The organism is Frigoribacterium sp. MCBA15_019 (assembly GCF_001864945.1).
In the GTDB taxonomy this organism is placed as follows: Bacteria; Actinomycetota; Actinomycetes; order Actinomycetales; family Microbacteriaceae; genus Frigoribacterium.
Genome location: NZ_MJGS01000012.1, coordinates 273,231 through 288,865, shown reverse-complemented (window position 1 = coordinate 288,865; position 15,635 = coordinate 273,231). Strand labels below are relative to the sequence as shown.

The following is a 15,635-nucleotide window of genomic DNA, read 5'->3' as shown; positions in this document are numbered from 1 at the left end:
CGATGAGAACGAGTCAGGTGGAGGGCTCAACTTCGGGCGAAAGCGCGCAGTTGCGCAGACACCAAGAGGCAACGTTACCCGAGACAGGCGTGACGGTCAACCGCCGCCTCCCTCGCGCGAGGAAGTCACTCCCCCAGCTGATCGTGCGACCGCTTCACCTGCGTCAGGGCCACCCGGGCGGCCATCTCGTCGTCGGGCGGGTAGCCGACCTCGACCATCGTGAGCCCGTGGGCGGGCACGACGCGGAACTCGCCGTTGCGCTGGGCCTCGCGCCGGACGCCCACCGCACGATGCGCCTCCATCGCTCCCTCGCCGACGGCGACGCAGGCGCCCACGAGGTTGCGCACGAGGTTGTGGCAGAACGCGTCGGCCTGCACGGAGGCGACGAGCACGCCGTCGGCCTCGCGCCTCCACGAGAACTCCTGCAGCTCGCGGATGGTGGTCGCGTAGTCGCGGTGCCGGCAATAGGCGGCCCAGTCGTGCAGGCCGAGGAGGCCCGCGGCGGTGGCGTTCATCAGGTCGAGGTCGAGGCGCTGGTCGTACCAGAGCGTGTGGCTGCGTCGGGTGGGGTCGCGCTCCGCCCCGCGGTCGGCGATACGGTACTCGTATCGTCGCCAGAGGGCGCCGAACCGGGCGTGGAAACCAGGAGGCGCGACTCGCGCACCCGAGATGACGATCTCGTCGGTCGCGCCCGCGAGCCCGTTCAACCGCCGGGCCAGCACGGTCGGGGCGTCGAGCGGCGACCGGTCGCGCATGCCGCGGTGCGGTTTCTGCAACTGGGCGATCTGGGCGTCGGTGAGGTCGAGGTGCACCACCTGCCCGCGCGCGTGCACGCCGGCGTCGGTGCGGCCCGCCACGGTCACGGTCGGCACGTCGCCCAGCCGGCGGAACAGCGTCTGCAGAGCGGCCTCGATGTCGCCCTGCACCGTGCGACGGCCGGGCTGCTCGCTCCAGCCCGAGAAGCCGGTGCCGTCGTACGCGACCCCGAGACGGAGGCGCGTCAGGGCCGGGGCGTCGATCGTCACCCGACGATCCTACGGGGCCGTCACCGCGCCTCCTCGGCCTGTCGGTCGGTCGGACGACGACGGCGGTCGCGACCCGGTCACCCGGGTCGCGACCGCCGTCGGGCGTGTCCGCCTAGCCCACGCGGGAGGCGCGGCGCCGGACCACGAGGACCGTGCCGCCCATCGCCATCAGCACCAGGGCGAGCGCGAGCCACCCGGCCAGGGGCGCGGAACCCGTGAAGGCCAGCGAGCCGTCCGCGGTCGGTGCCGCGGTGCCCGGCGAGACGGCGCCGGGAGCACCCGGCGTGGTCGGGTCGGCGCCCGCACCGGGCGTCGCGCCCGGGTCGGTCACCGGCGGCACCGGGTCGACGGGAGCGGCGAGCAGCGACACCCCGACGACGACCGGGTCGTGGTCGCTCGAGCGGAACTGGTCGGCCTGGTAGAGCTGCTTCACGTTGTAGTTGAAGCGGCTGTACTCGAGGCCGATGCCCTCACCCGAGTTGATGTTCCAGATGTCCACGCCCGTGACGGCCTCCGCCGCGGCGGACGAGGCGAGCACGTGGTCGAGCGAGCCACTGAGGCCGCTGAACACGTAGCTGTACTCGTCGGTCCCGGTGGAGCCGAGGTCGACGTAGCCCGCGGCCCGCAGCACCTGGATCGGGTCCTCCTGGCTGTAGGCGTTGAAGTCGCCCAGCAGGAACACCTTGTCGGTGCCGGCGGCGGCCTCGCGTTCGGCCGCGAAGGCGACCAGGGCGTTCGCCTGGTTCACGCGCGAGCCGTTCGAACCGCCCTGGCCGTCGCCCTGGTCGGCGTCCGGGCCCGAACCGCTGCCCTTCGACTTGAAGTGGTTCGCGATCGCGACGAAGGTCGACTCGGCGTCACCGCCGACGGGACGGAAGGCCTGCGCGAGCGGCTGGCGTGCGTTGCTGAACGCGGCGGAGCCGGTCAGGATCGTCGACCCGCCGACGGGTTCGGCGACGGCCTTCTTGTAGATGAAGGCCAGACGGATGACGTCCTCGTTGGCGGGCAGCGCCTCCGGTGAGCGCGCGTAGTCCCAGACCTCGCTGCCGGCCGCGGCGTTGAGCGCGCCGACCAGGGTCGCGAGCGCCGAGTCGCGGTCGTCACCGAAGCGAGCGGAGTTCTCGATCTCCTCGAGCGAGACCACGTCGGCACCCAGCGCGTTGATCGCCGTGACGATCTTCACCTGCTGGCGGGCGAGGTTCTCGGCGTTCGCGGCACCGCGAGCGTCGCAGCCGCTGTTGACGGTGAGCGGGTTCCCCGCCCGGTCGTCGTAGAAGGTGCACCCGGGGATCGAGTCACCCGTCGTCGTGAAGTAGTTCAACACGTTGAAGCTGGCGAGCTTCACATCGCCTCCCACCTCGCGCGGGGCGTCGGTGCGGATGTCCTCGAACGTGACCGGCAGGTCGCCGTAGGCGGTGTCGCCGGTGAGGCGGGCGGTCGGCTGGTACTTCCAGGCCGAGTTGCGGAAGTCGAACACGACCGGCTTCGTGAAGGCCACGGAGGCGCCCACCGTCACCGGGTCCTCGTTCGAGAGGTAGGGCACCGGGATCGACTGGTTGGCCGCCGTGAAGAAGTTCGTCGTGGCACCGTCGTCGAGGGTCACGGCACGGGCCGCGTTGTCGGCGACCACCGCCGCGTAGCCGGCCGAACCCGGACGCGCCACCTCGGTGGGCTGGATCAGCGGCCGGTCACCCGAGGCGAGCTTCACCTCGCCGTACTGGTTCGTCGTGTAGGTGTCCGCGACGGTGAACTCGCCCTGGGGCAGTACGAGCATGCTCTCGAGCGTCTCACGCTGGGCGTCCGTGGCCGGCAGACCGACGGTCGCCGCCCGCGGTGCCACGACGGTCGAGGCGTCGAGCGTCCTGAGCGACGACGCACCGGTGACGGTGATCTGCGTCAGGCCGAAGAACTCGGTGACCGTCCCGTCCACCTCGACGTAGTCGCCGACGGCGACCGAGGAGGCGGTGCTCGCGGAGTACACGAACAGTGCGTCCGACGCGACGTGCGTCGACAGGTCGAGCGCGCCTCCGGTCCCCGGGGTCTGGATGACGTAGCCGTCCAGCCCGCCCGTGGGGTAGGTCGCCGTGACGATGCCGCGCGTGGTCACCGTGCGACCGCCGAGCGGACTCGTGCCGGTCACGCCCTGGATCTGCGCGATCGTGACGTCGGCCTCGGGGGTGGGCTCGGGCTGCGGCTCGGGCTCGGGGCCCGGCTCGCTGCCCGTGCCGCCGGAGTTCTGCGGGGTGACGGTGGTCTGCGTCGAGAAATCGGCCGAGTTGACGTCGGTGTCGACCCCGCCTGCCCGGGCCAAGGAGTTCGGCGTCTGGTTGGTGCCCGTGACAGGAGCGACCGACGTCTCGTAGGTGTTCGACGTGCCGTAGCCGAGCAGGTCGACGACGCCTGGCGTGCCGGCGGTGATCGAGCCGGGGGCAGGCGCCACGGGTGTGGTGGCGTTCGACAACACCAGCGTGCCCGTCGTCCCGCTGGGGTTGAGCGAGACGCTCGCGTCGGGCTCGGGCAGATCCGCTCCCGTGGTGCCGTTGCCCGGGATCGCGACGAGGAAGTACCCGTCGGCGGCGATCGTGCCGGTCAGGGCTGCCGACGAGAAAGCTCCGGCACCCGTCGCCGGGCGGTACTGCAGCGACCAGCCGGCCAACGACACCGATGACGACGTGGGGTTGTACAGCTCGACGAACTTCCGGTTGAACGGCTGGTTGGCGCTGCCACCCTTCAGATACGCCTCGTTGATGACGATGCCGGAGCCGCCGGGGGCGGCGACGGCCGCGACCGGTACGAGGGGGCCGAGCAGCAGCGAGAGTCCGGCGACGAGGGCGGCGGTGCCCAGTGCGGTGTGTCGAGGTCGGGGTGACATTGGTTCCTTCGGTGATTCGTAAGAGGACCCTGTGAATCTAGAGCCCTCGTCCACCCGGCGGGTTTCGCCCGTGTGTCCCGCAGATGAACGACACCCGTTGTGGGTACGACGAAGGGCCCGCCACCTCACGGTGACGGGCCCTTCGGGTGGTGCGGGTGGCGCTACTTGGCTGCTTCGTCGTCCGACTTGGCAGGGGCGTCCGCCTCGACCTCGTCGGCCGCAGCCGTCTCGGTCTCGGTCTCGACGGGAGCGGACTCCTCGACGGTCTCGGTCTCGTCGACGGGAGCCTCGGTCGGCTCGTCGTCGGCGGGCTCGGTGACCGGAGCCGCCGTGGCGGTGGTCTTCGAGTTCTTGACCTTGGGGCTCACGGGCTCGAGGACGAGCTCGATCGACACCATCGACGCGTTGTCGCCCTTGCGGAAGCCGAGCTTCGTGATGCGGGTGTAGCCGCCGTCACGGTTCTCGACCAGCGGAGCGATCTCGGTGAAGAGGATGTGCGCGGCCTCTTTGTTGTTGCGCAGGGTCTGCATGGCGCGACGACGCGAGTGCAGGTCGCCACGCTTCGCGAAGGTCACGAGACGCTCGGCGACGGGACGGAGGCGCTTGGCCTTGGTCTCGGTCGTCTTGATCGTCTTGTGCTCGAAGAGCGAGGCGGCCAGGTTGGCCAGCATGAGGCGCTCGTGCGCCGGGCCGCCTCCGAGGCGGGGTCCCTTGGTGGGCTTGGGCATTGTCTGTTCCTAAAGTGAGTCGAGAGTGGAGGGCGTCGGGCGGAGAGACCTAGTTGGTGGTCTCTTCTTCGTCGTAACCGCTGTAGAAGTGGGCTCCGTCGAACCCGGGGACCGTGTCCTTCAGCGAGAGGCCGAGCTCGACGAGCTTGTCCTTCACCTCGTCGACCGACTTCTGACCGAAGTTGCGGATGTTCATCAACTGGGTCTCGGACAGGGCGACCAGCTCGGACACCGTGTTGATGCCCTCGCGCTTCAGGCAGTTGTAGCTGCGGACCGACAGGTCGAGGTCCTCGATCGGGGTCTGCAGCTCGCTCGACAGGACGGCGTCGACCGGCGCGGGGCCGATCTCGATGCCCTCGGCGGCGGTGTTGAGCTCGCGGGCCAGACCGAACAGCTCGGTCAGCGTGCGACCGGCCGACGCGATGGCGTCACGGGGCGAGATCGACGGCTTCGACTCGACGTCGACGACCAGACGGTCGAAGTCGGTGCGCTCACCGGCACGCGTCGCCTCGACGCGGTAGGTGACCTTGAGCACGGGCGAGTAGATCGAGTCGATCGGGATCTGACCGGCTTCGCTGAACTCGCTGCGGTTCTGCACGGCCGACACGTAGCCGCGGCCACGCTCGATCGTGAGCTCGAGCTCGAACTTCGCCTTGTCGTTCAGCGTGGCGATGACGAGCTCGGGGTTGTGGATCTCGACACCGGCCGGAGCCGAGATGTCGGCGGCCGTGACCTGACCGGCACCCTGCTTGCGGAGGTAGGCCGTGATGGGCTCGTCGTGCTCGCTGGCGACGACCAGCTGCTTGATGTTGAGGATGACCTCGGTGACGTCTTCCTTCACACCGGGGACGGTCGTGAACTCGTGCAGCACGCCGTCGATGCGGATGCTGGTGACAGCAGCGCCGGGGATCGACGAGAGAAGCGTGCGGCGCAGCGAGTTGCCGAGGGTGTAACCGAAGCCGGGCTCGAGCGGCTCGATCACGAAGCGGGAGCGGAACTCCGAGATGTTCTCCTCGGTGAGGGTGGGGCGCTGTGCAATGAGCACTGATTATTCCTTTCGGCGAAGAGTCCGCTATATGACTCTTGGCGGTACGACAGGTGGCTGGCCCGTCGGGTCTGTTGAGTTGTGGGCACCTCGGGCGAACACGCGGGAGGCGGTGCTGACGCGGGGGTGCCCGCCGCCCCGGCGGACCCCGGTGACGGGGTCCGTGCCGGGTGCGGCGGGCGGTAACTCAGTTAGACGCGACGACGCTTCGGCGGGCGGCAGCCGTTGTGCGCCTGAGGGGTGACGTCGTTGATCGAACCGACCTCGAGGCCGGCGGCCTGGAGCGAACGGATCGCCGTCTCGCGACCCGAACCCGGGCCCTTGACGAAGACGTCGACCTTCTTGACACCGTGCTCCTGCGCCTGACGGGCAGCGGACTCGGCGGCGAGCTGGGCGGCGAACGGGGTCGACTTGCGCGAACCCTTGAAGCCGACGGCGCCGGACGAGGCCCAGCTCAGGACGGCGCCCGAGGGGTCGGTGATCGAGACGATCGTGTTGTTGAACGTGCTCTTGATGTGGGCCTGACCCACGGCGACGTTCTTCTTCTCTTTGCGGCGGGGCTTACGCGCGGCCGTCTTCGGTGCTGCCAATTTTTTCTCCTACAACCTTGAGGGGCGTACGGCGGGAGCCGAGGCCTATCGAGCCTTCTTCTTGCCAGCGACGGTGCGCTTCGGGCCCTTGCGGGTACGAGCGTTCGTCTTGGTGCGCTGGCCGCGGACGGGGAGGCCACGGCGGTGGCGGATGCCCTCGTAGCTGCCGATCTCGACCTTGCGGCGGATGTCGGCGGCCACCTCGCGGCGGAGGTCGCCCTCGACCTTGTAGTTGCCCTCGATGTAGTCGCGGAGCAGGACGAGCTGGTCGTCCGTGAGGTCCTTGACGCGGATGTTGCCGTCGATTTCGGTCTCGGCGAGAGTCTTGAGCGCGCTGGTGCGGCCGACTCCGTAGATGTAGGTCAGTGCGACTTCGACGCGCTTGTCGCGCGGGATGTCAACGCCTGCTAGACGTGCCATGATGGCCTCTTTTCAGAGATGGTGGAGGTCTGTCACAGCACCGGTGCCCGGGCCTCCGACCCGGGGTGTCCCCCGCCTCCGCCCACCCTGTCGGGTGACCGTGACGAGTTCTGGTGCTGCTGGGAGGGTGTTGCTGTGTGACCCGGCACGGCCGGGTCGGCATCGGCACGCCGCCGGAGCGGCGGACGAGTCAGCCCTGGCGCTGTTTGTGGCGCGGGTTGCTCTTGCAGATGACCATGACGTTGCCCTTGCGGCGGATGACCTTGCAGTGCTCGCAGATGGGCTTGACGCTGGGGTTGACCTTCATCGTTGTTTCCTTGATCTCGCTGGCTTCGTGCCCCACGGGTGCGTGGGGCCGTTCCTTTCCAGCACGCCCTACTTGTAGCGGTAGACGATCCGGCCGCGGGTCAGGTCGTAGGGGCTGAGCTCCACGATCACACGGTCTTCGGGCAGGATGCGGATGTAGTGCTGCCGCATCTTGCCGGAGATGTGCGCGAGGACCCTGTGTCCGTTAGTCAACTCAACGCGGAACATCGCGTTGGGCAGAGCTTCGATCACTGCGCCTTCGATTTCGATGACACCGTCTTTTTTGGCCATAGCCTCACTGTCGCTAAGAATAGGGGTGTTGGTCGTGCGGGGATGCGATGCCCAGGCGCGCAGAAACGCACACGGAACACCAAAGATCGATCCTAGGTGATGCCGGTATAGTTCAGCAACCCGGCTGGTCAACCCGACACGCCGGAGCACCCGTCGACCTCCGCCGACCACGTCAGTCGTCGTCTCGTCGGGTACGCGTCACGACTGCCGGGAGCACCATGCCTGACCGCTCGACCACCCCCTCTGCCCCTCGGGGGGTCGCTCGCCACGGTCGACTCCGCCGCCGAGGACCCGTCCGCATGCTGCTGGCCCTCGTCGCCGGGGCGATGGCCGTCGTGCTCGTGAGCGGCGTGTCCGTCGCGGCGATCGCGGTCCGCACCGCGACCTCCGGGGTTCAGACCGTCTCGCTGGGCAACGAGGACGAGGTCGCCGGGGTCGATATCTCGGCCATCCAGGGCGGTGCCAACATCCTGCTGGTGGGCAGCGACGAACGCGACGACGGCAGCCAGGTCGACGCCGGCGAGGTGGACGGCATCCGCAACGACGTGACGATCCTGGCCCACCTCTCGGCGGACCACACCCAGCTGACGGCCGTGAGCTTCCCCCGTGACCTCATGATCGACGTGCCCGAATGCGTCGGTGAGGACGGCCAGGTCTACCCTGCCGAGGACTACGTGCAGTTCAACACGACCCTCGGCCGCGGTGGCCTCTCGTGCACCGTCAAGACGGTCGAGGGCATGACCGGGCTGGCGATCCCCTACGCCGGCAAGATCACCTTCGACGGCGTCATCGAGATGTCGAACGCGATCGGCGGGGTCGACGTCTGCGTCACGCGGACGATTCGCGACACCGACTCGGGCATCGATCTGGCCGCGGGCACCCACCCCTTGCAGGGTGCCGAGGCACTGGCCTTCCTGCGTACCCGACACGGCGTGGGCGACGGCAGCGACATCGCCCGCATCAGTTCGCAGCAGGTCTTCCTGTCGTCGATGATGCGCAAGATCATCTCGGGCGGCACGCTCGGCGACGTGACGACGCTCTACAAACTCGCCTCGGCCGCTCTCAGCAACATGACCCTGTCGTCCACCCTCAACTCCCCCGACACGCTCGTGCGCCTGGCCCTCGCACTGAAGGACATCCAGCCCGCCGGGATCGTCTTCATCCAGTACCCGGTCGTCGACGACCCGCGCGACTCGAACCGGGTGGTCGAGTCCACGACCGACGCCGCAGCCCTCAACGCCGCTCTGAACGCCGACGAGAAGTTCACCCTCGGCGACGACAGCGCGGGACGTGGCTCCGTCGCGGACGGGACGGCACCGGTCGCGACCACGGCCCCCGCTGCACCCGAAGCGACCTCCACGCCGTCCGACGCGACCTCGGGGTCGGCGGCACCTGCCGACCCGGCCGCGACGGCCGCGCCGACCACCACGCTGCCCTCGACGATCACGGGGCAGTCCGCGGCCGAGGCCACCTGCAGCGTCGGCTCGTCCCGCTGAGCCGCAGCGCGCCTCCTCGGCGTCGCCGAGACGGACCGAGGAGGCGCGGGTCAGGCGATCGGGACGGGCGTCACACCCAGCGGCGCCAGGCCGGCTGCACCACCGTCGCGTGCCGTGAGCACCCAGATGCCGTCGGCGTGCACCGCGATCGAGTGCTCCCAGTGCGCGGCCAGCGAGCCGTCGCGCGTGCTGACGGTCCACCCGTCGTCATGGGTGACCGTGTCGATTCCGCCGGACGTCACCATGGGCTCGATGGCGATCACCAGGCCCGGCCGGACGGCGGGGCCACGTCCGCGGACGCGGTAGTTGAAGACGGGCGGGTCCTCGTGCATCGACCGACCGATGCCGTGACCGGTGTAGTCCTCGATGATGCCGTAGTCGCCCTGCACGTCGATGTAGTCCTCGATGGCGCCACCGACCTCGTTGAGGTGCGAAGCGGACGCCAAGGCGGCGATGCCGTGCCAGAGGGACTGCTCGGTGACCTCGTTCAGGCGACGGCGCTCGGCCACGACGTCGGGGCGGTCGGCGTCTTCCAGGACGAAGGTGCGTGCGCTGTCACCGTTCCACCCGTCGAGTTGCGCGCCGCTGTCGATCGAGACGAGGTCGCCGGCCGCCAGGACGCGGGAGCCCGGGATGCCGTGGACGACCTCGTCATCGACCGATGCGCACACCGTGTGGCGGTACCCGGGCACCAACATGAAGTTGGGTTCTCCCCCACCGTCGCGGATGGCGGACTCGGCGACGGCGTCGAGCTCGAGCGTCGACACGCCCGGTCGCACGACGGACTGGACGGCATCGAGAGACGCGGCCGTCAGGAGTCCCGGCGCGACCAGACGTCGGAGTTCGTCGGCGGTCTTGTAGATGCCGGAGCGGCGGAACGCCACGAGATCAGGAGGCCGAGGCGACGGACGTGAACCCGCGGGAGGCGAGGGCCGACTCGATGCGCCCGGCGACCTCGTCGATGCTGCCCAGACCGTCGACCTCGACCAGCAGGCCACGCTCTCGGTAGGTGTCGATGAGGGGAGCGGTCTCGCGGAGGTAGACGTCCTGGCGGTGGCGGATGGCGTCTTCGGTGTCGTCAGAACGGCCCTGGTCGAGGGCACGCTTGCGGAGACGCTCGACGATCTCGTCACGGTCGGCGACGAGCTGGACCACGGTCGTCAGGGACTGCCCCTGCTCGGCGAGGTGCTCGTCGAGGAACTCGACCTGCTGCAGGGTGCGCGGGTAACCGTCGAGGAGGAAGCCCTCGGCCGCGTCGGCCTGCGACAGCCGGTCGGAGATGAGCTCGTTGGTGAGGCTGTCCGGGACGTAGTCGCCCGCGTCGAGGATCGCCTTCACCTTGAGGCCGAGTTCGGTCTCGTTCTTGACGTTGGCGCGGAAGATGTCACCGGTCGAGATCGCCGGGATGCCCAGCGAGTCGGCGATGGCGACCGCTTGGGTGCCTTTGCCGGCCCCGGGGGGACCGACGATGAGGAGGCGCGGGCTGAGTCGGGTCTCAGCGGCGCTCATCGGAGCAGGCCCTCGTAGTGACGCTGCTGGAGCTGCGAGTCGATCTGCTTGACCGTCTCGAGACCGACACCCACGATGATCAGGATGCTGGCGCCTCCGAAGGGGAAGTTCTGGTTCGCACCGACCGTGGCCAAGGCGATCAACGGGATGAGCGCGATGATGCCGAGGTACAGGGCGCCGGGAAGCGTCACACGCGTCAGCACGTAGTCGAGGTACTCGGCCGTGGGGCGACCGGCGCGGATGCCGGGGATGAAGCCGCCGTACTTCTTCATGTTGTCGGCGACCTCTTCGGGGTTGAAGGTGATCGCGACGTAGAAGTACGTGAACCCGACGATGAGCGCGAAGTACAGCACCATGTAGAGCGGGTTGTCACCCGAGGTGAGGTTCGCCTGCACCCAGCTGACCCACGCGGGCGGAGCCGTGCCGTCGGAGGGCTGGTTGAACTGTGCGACCAGGGCCGGGAGGTAGAGCAGCGACGAGGCGAAGATGACCGGCACGACGCCCGCCATGTTGACCTTGATCGGGATGTACGTGTTGTTTCCGCCGTAGGTTCGCCGGCCGACCATGCGTTTGGCGTACTGGACGGGAATCCGCCGCTGGGACTGCTCCACGAAGACGACGAGCGCCATGATGATCAGACCGACGGCGATGACGAGCAAGAAGATCTCGAAGCTGCGCGACTGGGCGATGCTCCAGAGGGCGGTCGGGAAGCGGGCGGCGATCGAAGTGAAGATCAACAGCGACATGCCGTTGCCGATGCCGCGCTCGGTGATGAGTTCGCCCATCCACATGATGAGGCCGGTGCCGGCGGTCATCGTGACGACCATGAGCATGACGGCGTACCAGGCGTCGTTCGTGATCAGCTGGCTGCACTCGGCGATGCCCGACGAGCCGAACAGGGCGCCGGAGCGGGCCACCGTGATGAGGGTCGTCGACTGGAGGACGCCCAGGGCGATGGTGAGGTACCGCGTGTACTGCGTGAGTTTCGCCTGCCCGGACTGGCCCTCTTTGTAGAGGGTGTCGAAGTGCGGGATGACCACTCGCAGCAACTGCACGATGATCGACGAGGTGATGTAGGGCATGATGCCCAGCGCGAAGACCGACAGCTGCAGCAGTGCGCCACCGCTGAACAGATTGACGAGCTCGTAGAGACCCGAGGTGCCCTGGTTGCCGGCGAGGCAGGCCTGGACGTTCTGGTAGTCGACGAACGGCGCGGGGATGAAGCTACCCAGCCGGAAGAGCGCGATGATGCCGAGCGTGAACCCGATCTTGCGACGCAGGTCGGGGGTGCGCATGATGCGCGCGACAGCTCTGAACACGTGGGGCCTCCCGGTATGAAGGATAGACGACTGATGGGGGTGGCCCTGATGGACCACCCCCTCAGGTGATTTTTACTTGCTGACGGACCCGCCGGCGGCGACGATCTTGTCTTCGGCGGAGCCGGAGACCTTGTCGACCGCGACGGTGAGCTTGACGCTCAGATCGCCCTGTCCGAGGACCTTGACCTTCTCGTTCTTCCGAACGGCACCCTTGGCGACGAGGTCACCGACGGTGACGTCACCACCCTGGGGGTAGAGCTCGTTCAGCTTGTCGAGGTTGACCACCTGGTACTCGACGCGGAACGGGTTCTTGAACCCGCGCAGCTTCGGAGTACGCATGTGGAGCGGCATCTGGCCACCCTCGAAGCCGACCTTGACCTGGTACCGGGCCTTCTGACCCTTGGTGCCACGACCGGCCGTCTTACCCTTCGAGCCCTCACCACGACCGACGCGCGTCTTCGCCTTCTTGGCACCGGGAGCCGGACGAAGGTGGTGCACCTTGAGCACCTGGGGACGCGCGACGTCGTCGGAGGACGTCGTCGAGGCGGGAGCGACCTTGGTGGTCGACCCCGTCGAAGCAGCGGCCTTGTCGGCTGCCGGCTTCTTGGCTGCGGCCTTGGGAGCTGCTGCCTTGGTGGTCGTCGCCTTGGGGGCGGCGGCCTTCTTCGGGGCGGCCTTCGCGGCGGCCTCGTTCTTCTCGTCAGCCATTAGTCAATCTCCTCGACCTTCACGAGGTGGGCGACCGTGTTGACGTAGCCGCGGTTCTGCTTGGTGTCCTCGCGAACGACCGACTGGCCGATGCGCTTGAGGCCCAGGCTCCGCAGCGTGTCACGCTGGTTCTGCTTCTCGCTGATTACGGACTTGATCTGGGTCACCTTGAGGTTGGCGGCCATCAGGCACCTGCCTTCTCGGTTGCGGCGGTACGAGCTGCCTGCTCGGCACGGACCATAAAGGCCGGCATGACAGCGTCGATGTCGAGTCCACGACGGGCGGCGACGGCGCGCGGCTCTTCGAGCTGCTGCAGCGCCTCGACCGTGGCGTGGACGATGTTGATCGTGTTCGACGAACCGAGCGACTTGCTCAGGACGTCGTGCACGCCGGCGCACTCGAGCACGGCGCGGACGGGACCACCGGCGATGACACCGGTACCGGCCGAAGCCGGACGCAGCATGACGACGCCGGCAGCGGCCTCGCCCTGCACGGGGTGCGGGATCGTGTTGCCGATGCGCGGGACGCGGAAGAAGTTCTTCTTGGCCTCTTCGACGCCCTTGCTGATGGCCGTGGGGACCTCTCGGGCCTTGCCGTAGCCGACACCGACCAGGCCGTTGCCGTCACCGACGACGACGAGCGCGGTGAAGCTGAAGCGACGACCGCCCTTGACGACCTTCGACACGCGGTTGATCGTGACGACGCGCTCCAGGAACTGGCTCTTGTCGTCACGGTCGCCGCGTCCGCGGCCACCCTGGTTGCGGTCACCGCGACCCTGGCCGCCACGGCGGTCGGTGCGACCACCCTCGCGGTTGTTCGACTCCGAGCCGGCAGCGGTCTCGACGGGACGCTCGACGACGGCCTCAGCCGGCGCCTTGGTCGCTTCGGTCTCTGCGGGGGGAGTGGTGTTCGTAGCGTCGCTCACAGGTTCAAACCAGCCTCTCGGGCGCCTTCGGCGATGGCCGCGACGCGTCCGGCGTACTTGTTGCCGCCGCGATCGAACACGACGGCCTCGATGCCCGCAGCCTTCGCACGCTCGGCGACGAGCTCGCCGACCTTGCGGGACTTCGCGGTCTTGTCACCGTCGAACGTGCGCAGGTCGGCCTCGAGGGTCGATGCGCTGGCGACGGTGAAGCCCTTGCTGTCGTCGACGACCTGCACGAAGACGTGCCGGGCCGAACGGGTGACGACGAGACGGGGGCGCTCTTCGGTGCCCACGACCTTCTTGCGCAGGCGGGTGTGACGGCGCTTGGTGGCAGCCGACTTGCTTTTTCCTCGTGTACCGAGACCCATGATTACTTACCTGACTTTCCGGCCTTGCGGCGGACGACCTCGCCGGCGTAGCGGACACCCTTGCCCTTGTAGGGCTCGGGCTTGCGCAGCTTGCGGATGTTGGCAGCCATCTCGCCGACGGCCTGCTTGTCGATCCCGACGACGGTGAGCTTGTTGTTGCCCTCGACCGTGAAGCTGATGCCCGCGGGCGGCTCGACGGTGATGGGGTGCGAGTAGCCCAGGGCGAACTCGACGTTCGAGCCCTTGGCCTGGACGCGGTAGCCGGTTCCGACGACCTCGAGGCCCTTGGTGTAGCCCTCGGTGACGCCGATGATCTGGTTGGCGATCAGGGTGCGCGTGAGGCCGTGGAGCGAACGCGACTCGCGCTCGTCGTCCGGACGGGTCACGACGACCGTGCCTTCTTCGATCTTGGCTTCGATGGGGCTCTTGACGACGAGCGACAGCTCACCCTTGGGGCCCTTGACGCTGACGGCCTGGCCGTCGATCTTCACGTCGACCCCGGCAGGGATCGAGATGGGGAGTCTTCCGATTCGAGACATGACGAGTTACCACACGTAGGCGAGGACTTCTCCGCCTACGCCCTTCTTCTGGGCCTCACGGTCGGTCAGCAGACCGGAGGAAGTCGACAGGATGGCGACACCGAGGCCACCGAGCACCTGGGGGATCTCGGTCGACTTGGCGTAGACGCGGAGGCCGGGCTTCGACACGCGCTTGATGCCCTTGATGGAGCGCTCACGGGCGGGGCCGTACTTGAGGTCGATCGTGAGGGTCTGGCCCACGCGGGCGTCTTCGACCTTCCACGACTCGATGAAACCCTCGCGCTTGAGGATCTCGGCGATGTGGGACTTGAGCTTGCTGCTCGGGAGCGACACGGTCTCGTGGAAAGCCGAGTTCGCGTTGCGCAGTCTGGTCAGCAGGTCTGCGACCGGATCTGTCATCGTCATGCGGTTTGTCACTTTCTCGTCCGGTTTCGACATCCGGTACACCGGGTGCCGACCTGGGCGATCGATTGGTCGACGAGCGGTTCTCGTCGACCTCAGGGGAACGGCCGGCAACTCTTCGAGAGAGTTGCCGACCGGACGATCTTAGTTGGCCGAGTCGGCCGAACGGAACGGGAACCCGAGCGCCTTGAGCAGCGCGCGACCTTCGTCGTCGTTCTTGGCGGTCGTGACGACGGTGATGTCGAAGCCACGGACGCGGTCGATGCGGTCCTGATCGATCTCGTGGAACATGCTCTGCTCGTTGAGACCGAAGGTGTAGTTGCCGTTGCCGTCGAACTGGCGGTCGCTCAGACCACGGAAGTCACGGATGCGCGGAAGCGCGAGCGACAGCAGTCGGTCGAGGAACTCCCAGGCGCGGTCGCCGCGGAGCGTGACGTGAGCACCGATGGGCTGGCCCTCGCGGAGCTTGAACTGCGCGATGGACTTGCGAGCCTTGGTGACCTGGGGCTTCTGGCCGGTGATGGCCGTCAGGTCCTTGATGGCACCGTCGATGATCTTGCTGTCGCGAGCGGCCTCACCGACACCGGTGTTGACGACGATCTTCACGAGTCCGGGCACCTGGTGCACGTTCGTGAAGCCGAAGTCCGACTTCAGCTGCTCGATGATCTCGGCGCGGTACTTGGCCTTCAGCCGCGGGAGGGCCGTGGCGGCCTGCGTGGTGGTGTCGGTCATCAGAGGTTCTCACCAGACTTCTTGGCGTAACGGACGCGAACGGTCTTGGACACGCCGTCCTTGGTGACCGTCTCTTCGCGGAAGCCGACGCGGGTCGGCTTCTTGGTCTTGGGGTCGACGACGGCGACGTTCGACACGTGGATCGGTGCCTCGTGCGTCTCGATGCCACCGGTCTTGGAACCGCGCTGGGTCTGGCCGACACGCACGTGCTTGGTGACGAAGTTGACGCCTTCGACGACCACGCGGTTGCGCTCGACGAGCACCTCGAGGACCTTGCCCTGCTTGCCGCGGTCTCCGCCGCGGGCCTGCGAGGCACCGGTGATGACCTGCACGAGGTCACCCTTCTTGATGTTTGCCATG

Annotated in this window: 20 protein-coding genes; 1 reads left to right on the top strand and 19 read right to left on the bottom strand. The window is 68.0% G+C overall.

What is annotated here, in order from left to right; translation table 11 throughout:
- Positions 1 to 125: 125 nt before the first annotated feature.
- The 8 genes from BIV04_RS10655 to infA all read right to left on the bottom strand — a co-directional run bounded on the left by BIV04_RS10655 (position 126) and on the right by infA (position 7,277).
- The gene (locus BIV04_RS10655; RefSeq protein WP_255364258.1) at positions 126 to 1,025 is read right to left on the bottom strand and encodes a tRNA pseudouridine(38-40) synthase TruA; all 900 of its coding nucleotides are present in this window, start codon (positions 1,023 to 1,025) and stop codon (positions 126 to 128) included.
- 112 nt (positions 1,026 to 1,137) lie between these two features.
- The gene (locus tag BIV04_RS10650; RefSeq protein ID WP_071256230.1) at positions 1,138 to 3,897 is read right to left on the bottom strand and encodes an ExeM/NucH family extracellular endonuclease; all 2,760 of its coding nucleotides are present in this window, start codon (positions 3,895 to 3,897) and stop codon (positions 1,138 to 1,140) included.
- 161 nt (positions 3,898 to 4,058) lie between these two features.
- Positions 4,059 to 4,625, bottom strand: a complete 567-nt coding sequence (rplQ, locus tag BIV04_RS10645; RefSeq protein ID WP_071256228.1) for a 50S ribosomal protein L17 — start codon at positions 4,623 to 4,625, stop codon at positions 4,059 to 4,061.
- Positions 4,626 to 4,674: 49 nt separating this feature from the next.
- Positions 4,675 to 5,670 carry a DNA-directed RNA polymerase subunit alpha gene (locus tag BIV04_RS10640; protein WP_043593322.1) on the bottom strand — a complete coding sequence of 332 codons (996 nt, stop codon included), beginning with the start codon at positions 5,668 to 5,670 and terminating at the stop codon, positions 4,675 to 4,677.
- Positions 5,671 to 5,861: 191 nt separating this feature from the next.
- Positions 5,862 to 6,260, bottom strand: coding sequence for a 30S ribosomal protein S11 (gene rpsK, locus BIV04_RS10635; protein ID WP_043593323.1), 399 nt, complete (start codon positions 6,258 to 6,260; stop codon positions 5,862 to 5,864).
- Between the two features lie 45 nt (positions 6,261 to 6,305).
- Positions 6,306 to 6,680 carry a 30S ribosomal protein S13 gene (gene rpsM, locus BIV04_RS10630; protein WP_043593325.1) on the bottom strand — a complete coding sequence of 125 codons (375 nt, stop codon included), beginning with the start codon at positions 6,678 to 6,680 and terminating at the stop codon, positions 6,306 to 6,308.
- 190 nt (positions 6,681 to 6,870) lie between these two features.
- Positions 6,871 to 6,987, bottom strand: a complete 117-nt coding sequence (gene rpmJ / locus BIV04_RS10625; protein ID WP_043593327.1) for a 50S ribosomal protein L36 — start codon at positions 6,985 to 6,987, stop codon at positions 6,871 to 6,873.
- Between the two features lie 68 nt (positions 6,988 to 7,055).
- Positions 7,056 to 7,277 carry a translation initiation factor IF-1 gene (infA, locus tag BIV04_RS10620; protein WP_043593329.1) on the bottom strand — a complete coding sequence of 74 codons (222 nt, stop codon included), beginning with the start codon at positions 7,275 to 7,277 and terminating at the stop codon, positions 7,056 to 7,058.
- A 299-nt stretch (positions 7,278 to 7,576) separates the two neighbouring features.
- On the opposite strand from infA, the gene BIV04_RS10615 reads away from it, so the two are divergent.
- Entirely contained in the window at positions 7,577 to 8,773 is a 1,197-nt protein-coding gene (locus BIV04_RS10615; RefSeq protein ID WP_255364257.1) for an LCP family protein, read from the top strand.
- 50 nt (positions 8,774 to 8,823) lie between these two features.
- Here BIV04_RS10615 and map read toward each other — a convergent pair whose 3' ends face one another.
- From map to rplX, 11 genes are all read right to left on the bottom strand, one after another.
- Entirely contained in the window at positions 8,824 to 9,657 is an 834-nt protein-coding gene (gene map / locus BIV04_RS10610; RefSeq protein ID WP_071256225.1) for a type I methionyl aminopeptidase, read from the bottom strand.
- 4 nt (positions 9,658 to 9,661) lie between these two features.
- Positions 9,662 to 10,282, bottom strand: a complete 621-nt coding sequence (locus BIV04_RS10605; RefSeq protein ID WP_071256224.1) for an adenylate kinase — start codon at positions 10,280 to 10,282, stop codon at positions 9,662 to 9,664.
- Entirely contained in the window at positions 10,279 to 11,601 is a 1,323-nt protein-coding gene (gene secY, locus BIV04_RS10600) for a preprotein translocase subunit SecY (protein ID WP_043593336.1), read from the bottom strand. Before secY ends, BIV04_RS10605 begins: the two co-directional genes overlap by 4 nt.
- A gap of 72 nt (positions 11,602 to 11,673) precedes the next feature.
- Positions 11,674 to 12,309 (bottom strand): 50S ribosomal protein L15, encoded by a 636-nt coding sequence (rplO, locus tag BIV04_RS10595; RefSeq protein WP_083396354.1) that lies wholly within the window; start codon positions 12,307 to 12,309, stop codon positions 11,674 to 11,676.
- Positions 12,309 to 12,494: a 50S ribosomal protein L30 gene (rpmD, locus tag BIV04_RS10590; protein WP_043593338.1), complete on the bottom strand. Its 186-nt coding sequence runs from the start codon at positions 12,492 to 12,494 to the stop codon at positions 12,309 to 12,311. The genes rplO and rpmD overlap by 1 nt, the downstream gene beginning before the upstream one ends.
- Positions 12,494 to 13,234 carry a 30S ribosomal protein S5 gene (gene rpsE / locus BIV04_RS10585; protein WP_043593339.1) on the bottom strand — a complete coding sequence of 247 codons (741 nt, stop codon included), beginning with the start codon at positions 13,232 to 13,234 and terminating at the stop codon, positions 12,494 to 12,496. Before rpsE ends, rpmD begins: the two co-directional genes overlap by 1 nt.
- A complete protein-coding gene (gene rplR / locus BIV04_RS10580) occupies positions 13,231 to 13,602 on the bottom strand; it encodes a 50S ribosomal protein L18 (protein WP_043593341.1) in 372 nt (123 codons plus the stop codon). Before rplR ends, rpsE begins: the two co-directional genes overlap by 4 nt.
- A gap of 2 nt (positions 13,603 to 13,604) precedes the next feature.
- On the bottom strand, positions 13,605 to 14,141 hold the full coding sequence (gene rplF / locus BIV04_RS10575) for a 50S ribosomal protein L6 (protein WP_043593343.1): 537 nt from the start codon (positions 14,139 to 14,141) through the stop codon (positions 13,605 to 13,607).
- 6 nt (positions 14,142 to 14,147) lie between these two features.
- Positions 14,148 to 14,546: a 30S ribosomal protein S8 gene (gene rpsH / locus BIV04_RS10570; RefSeq protein ID WP_043593344.1), complete on the bottom strand. Its 399-nt coding sequence runs from the start codon at positions 14,544 to 14,546 to the stop codon at positions 14,148 to 14,150.
- Positions 14,547 to 14,687: 141 nt separating this feature from the next.
- Positions 14,688 to 15,275, bottom strand: coding sequence for a 50S ribosomal protein L5 (gene rplE / locus BIV04_RS10565; RefSeq protein ID WP_043593346.1), 588 nt, complete (start codon positions 15,273 to 15,275; stop codon positions 14,688 to 14,690).
- Positions 15,275 to 15,634, bottom strand: coding sequence for a 50S ribosomal protein L24 (gene rplX / locus BIV04_RS10560; protein WP_043593348.1), 360 nt, complete (start codon positions 15,632 to 15,634; stop codon positions 15,275 to 15,277). Before rplX ends, rplE begins: the two co-directional genes overlap by 1 nt.
- Position 15,635: the final 1 nt, after the last annotated feature.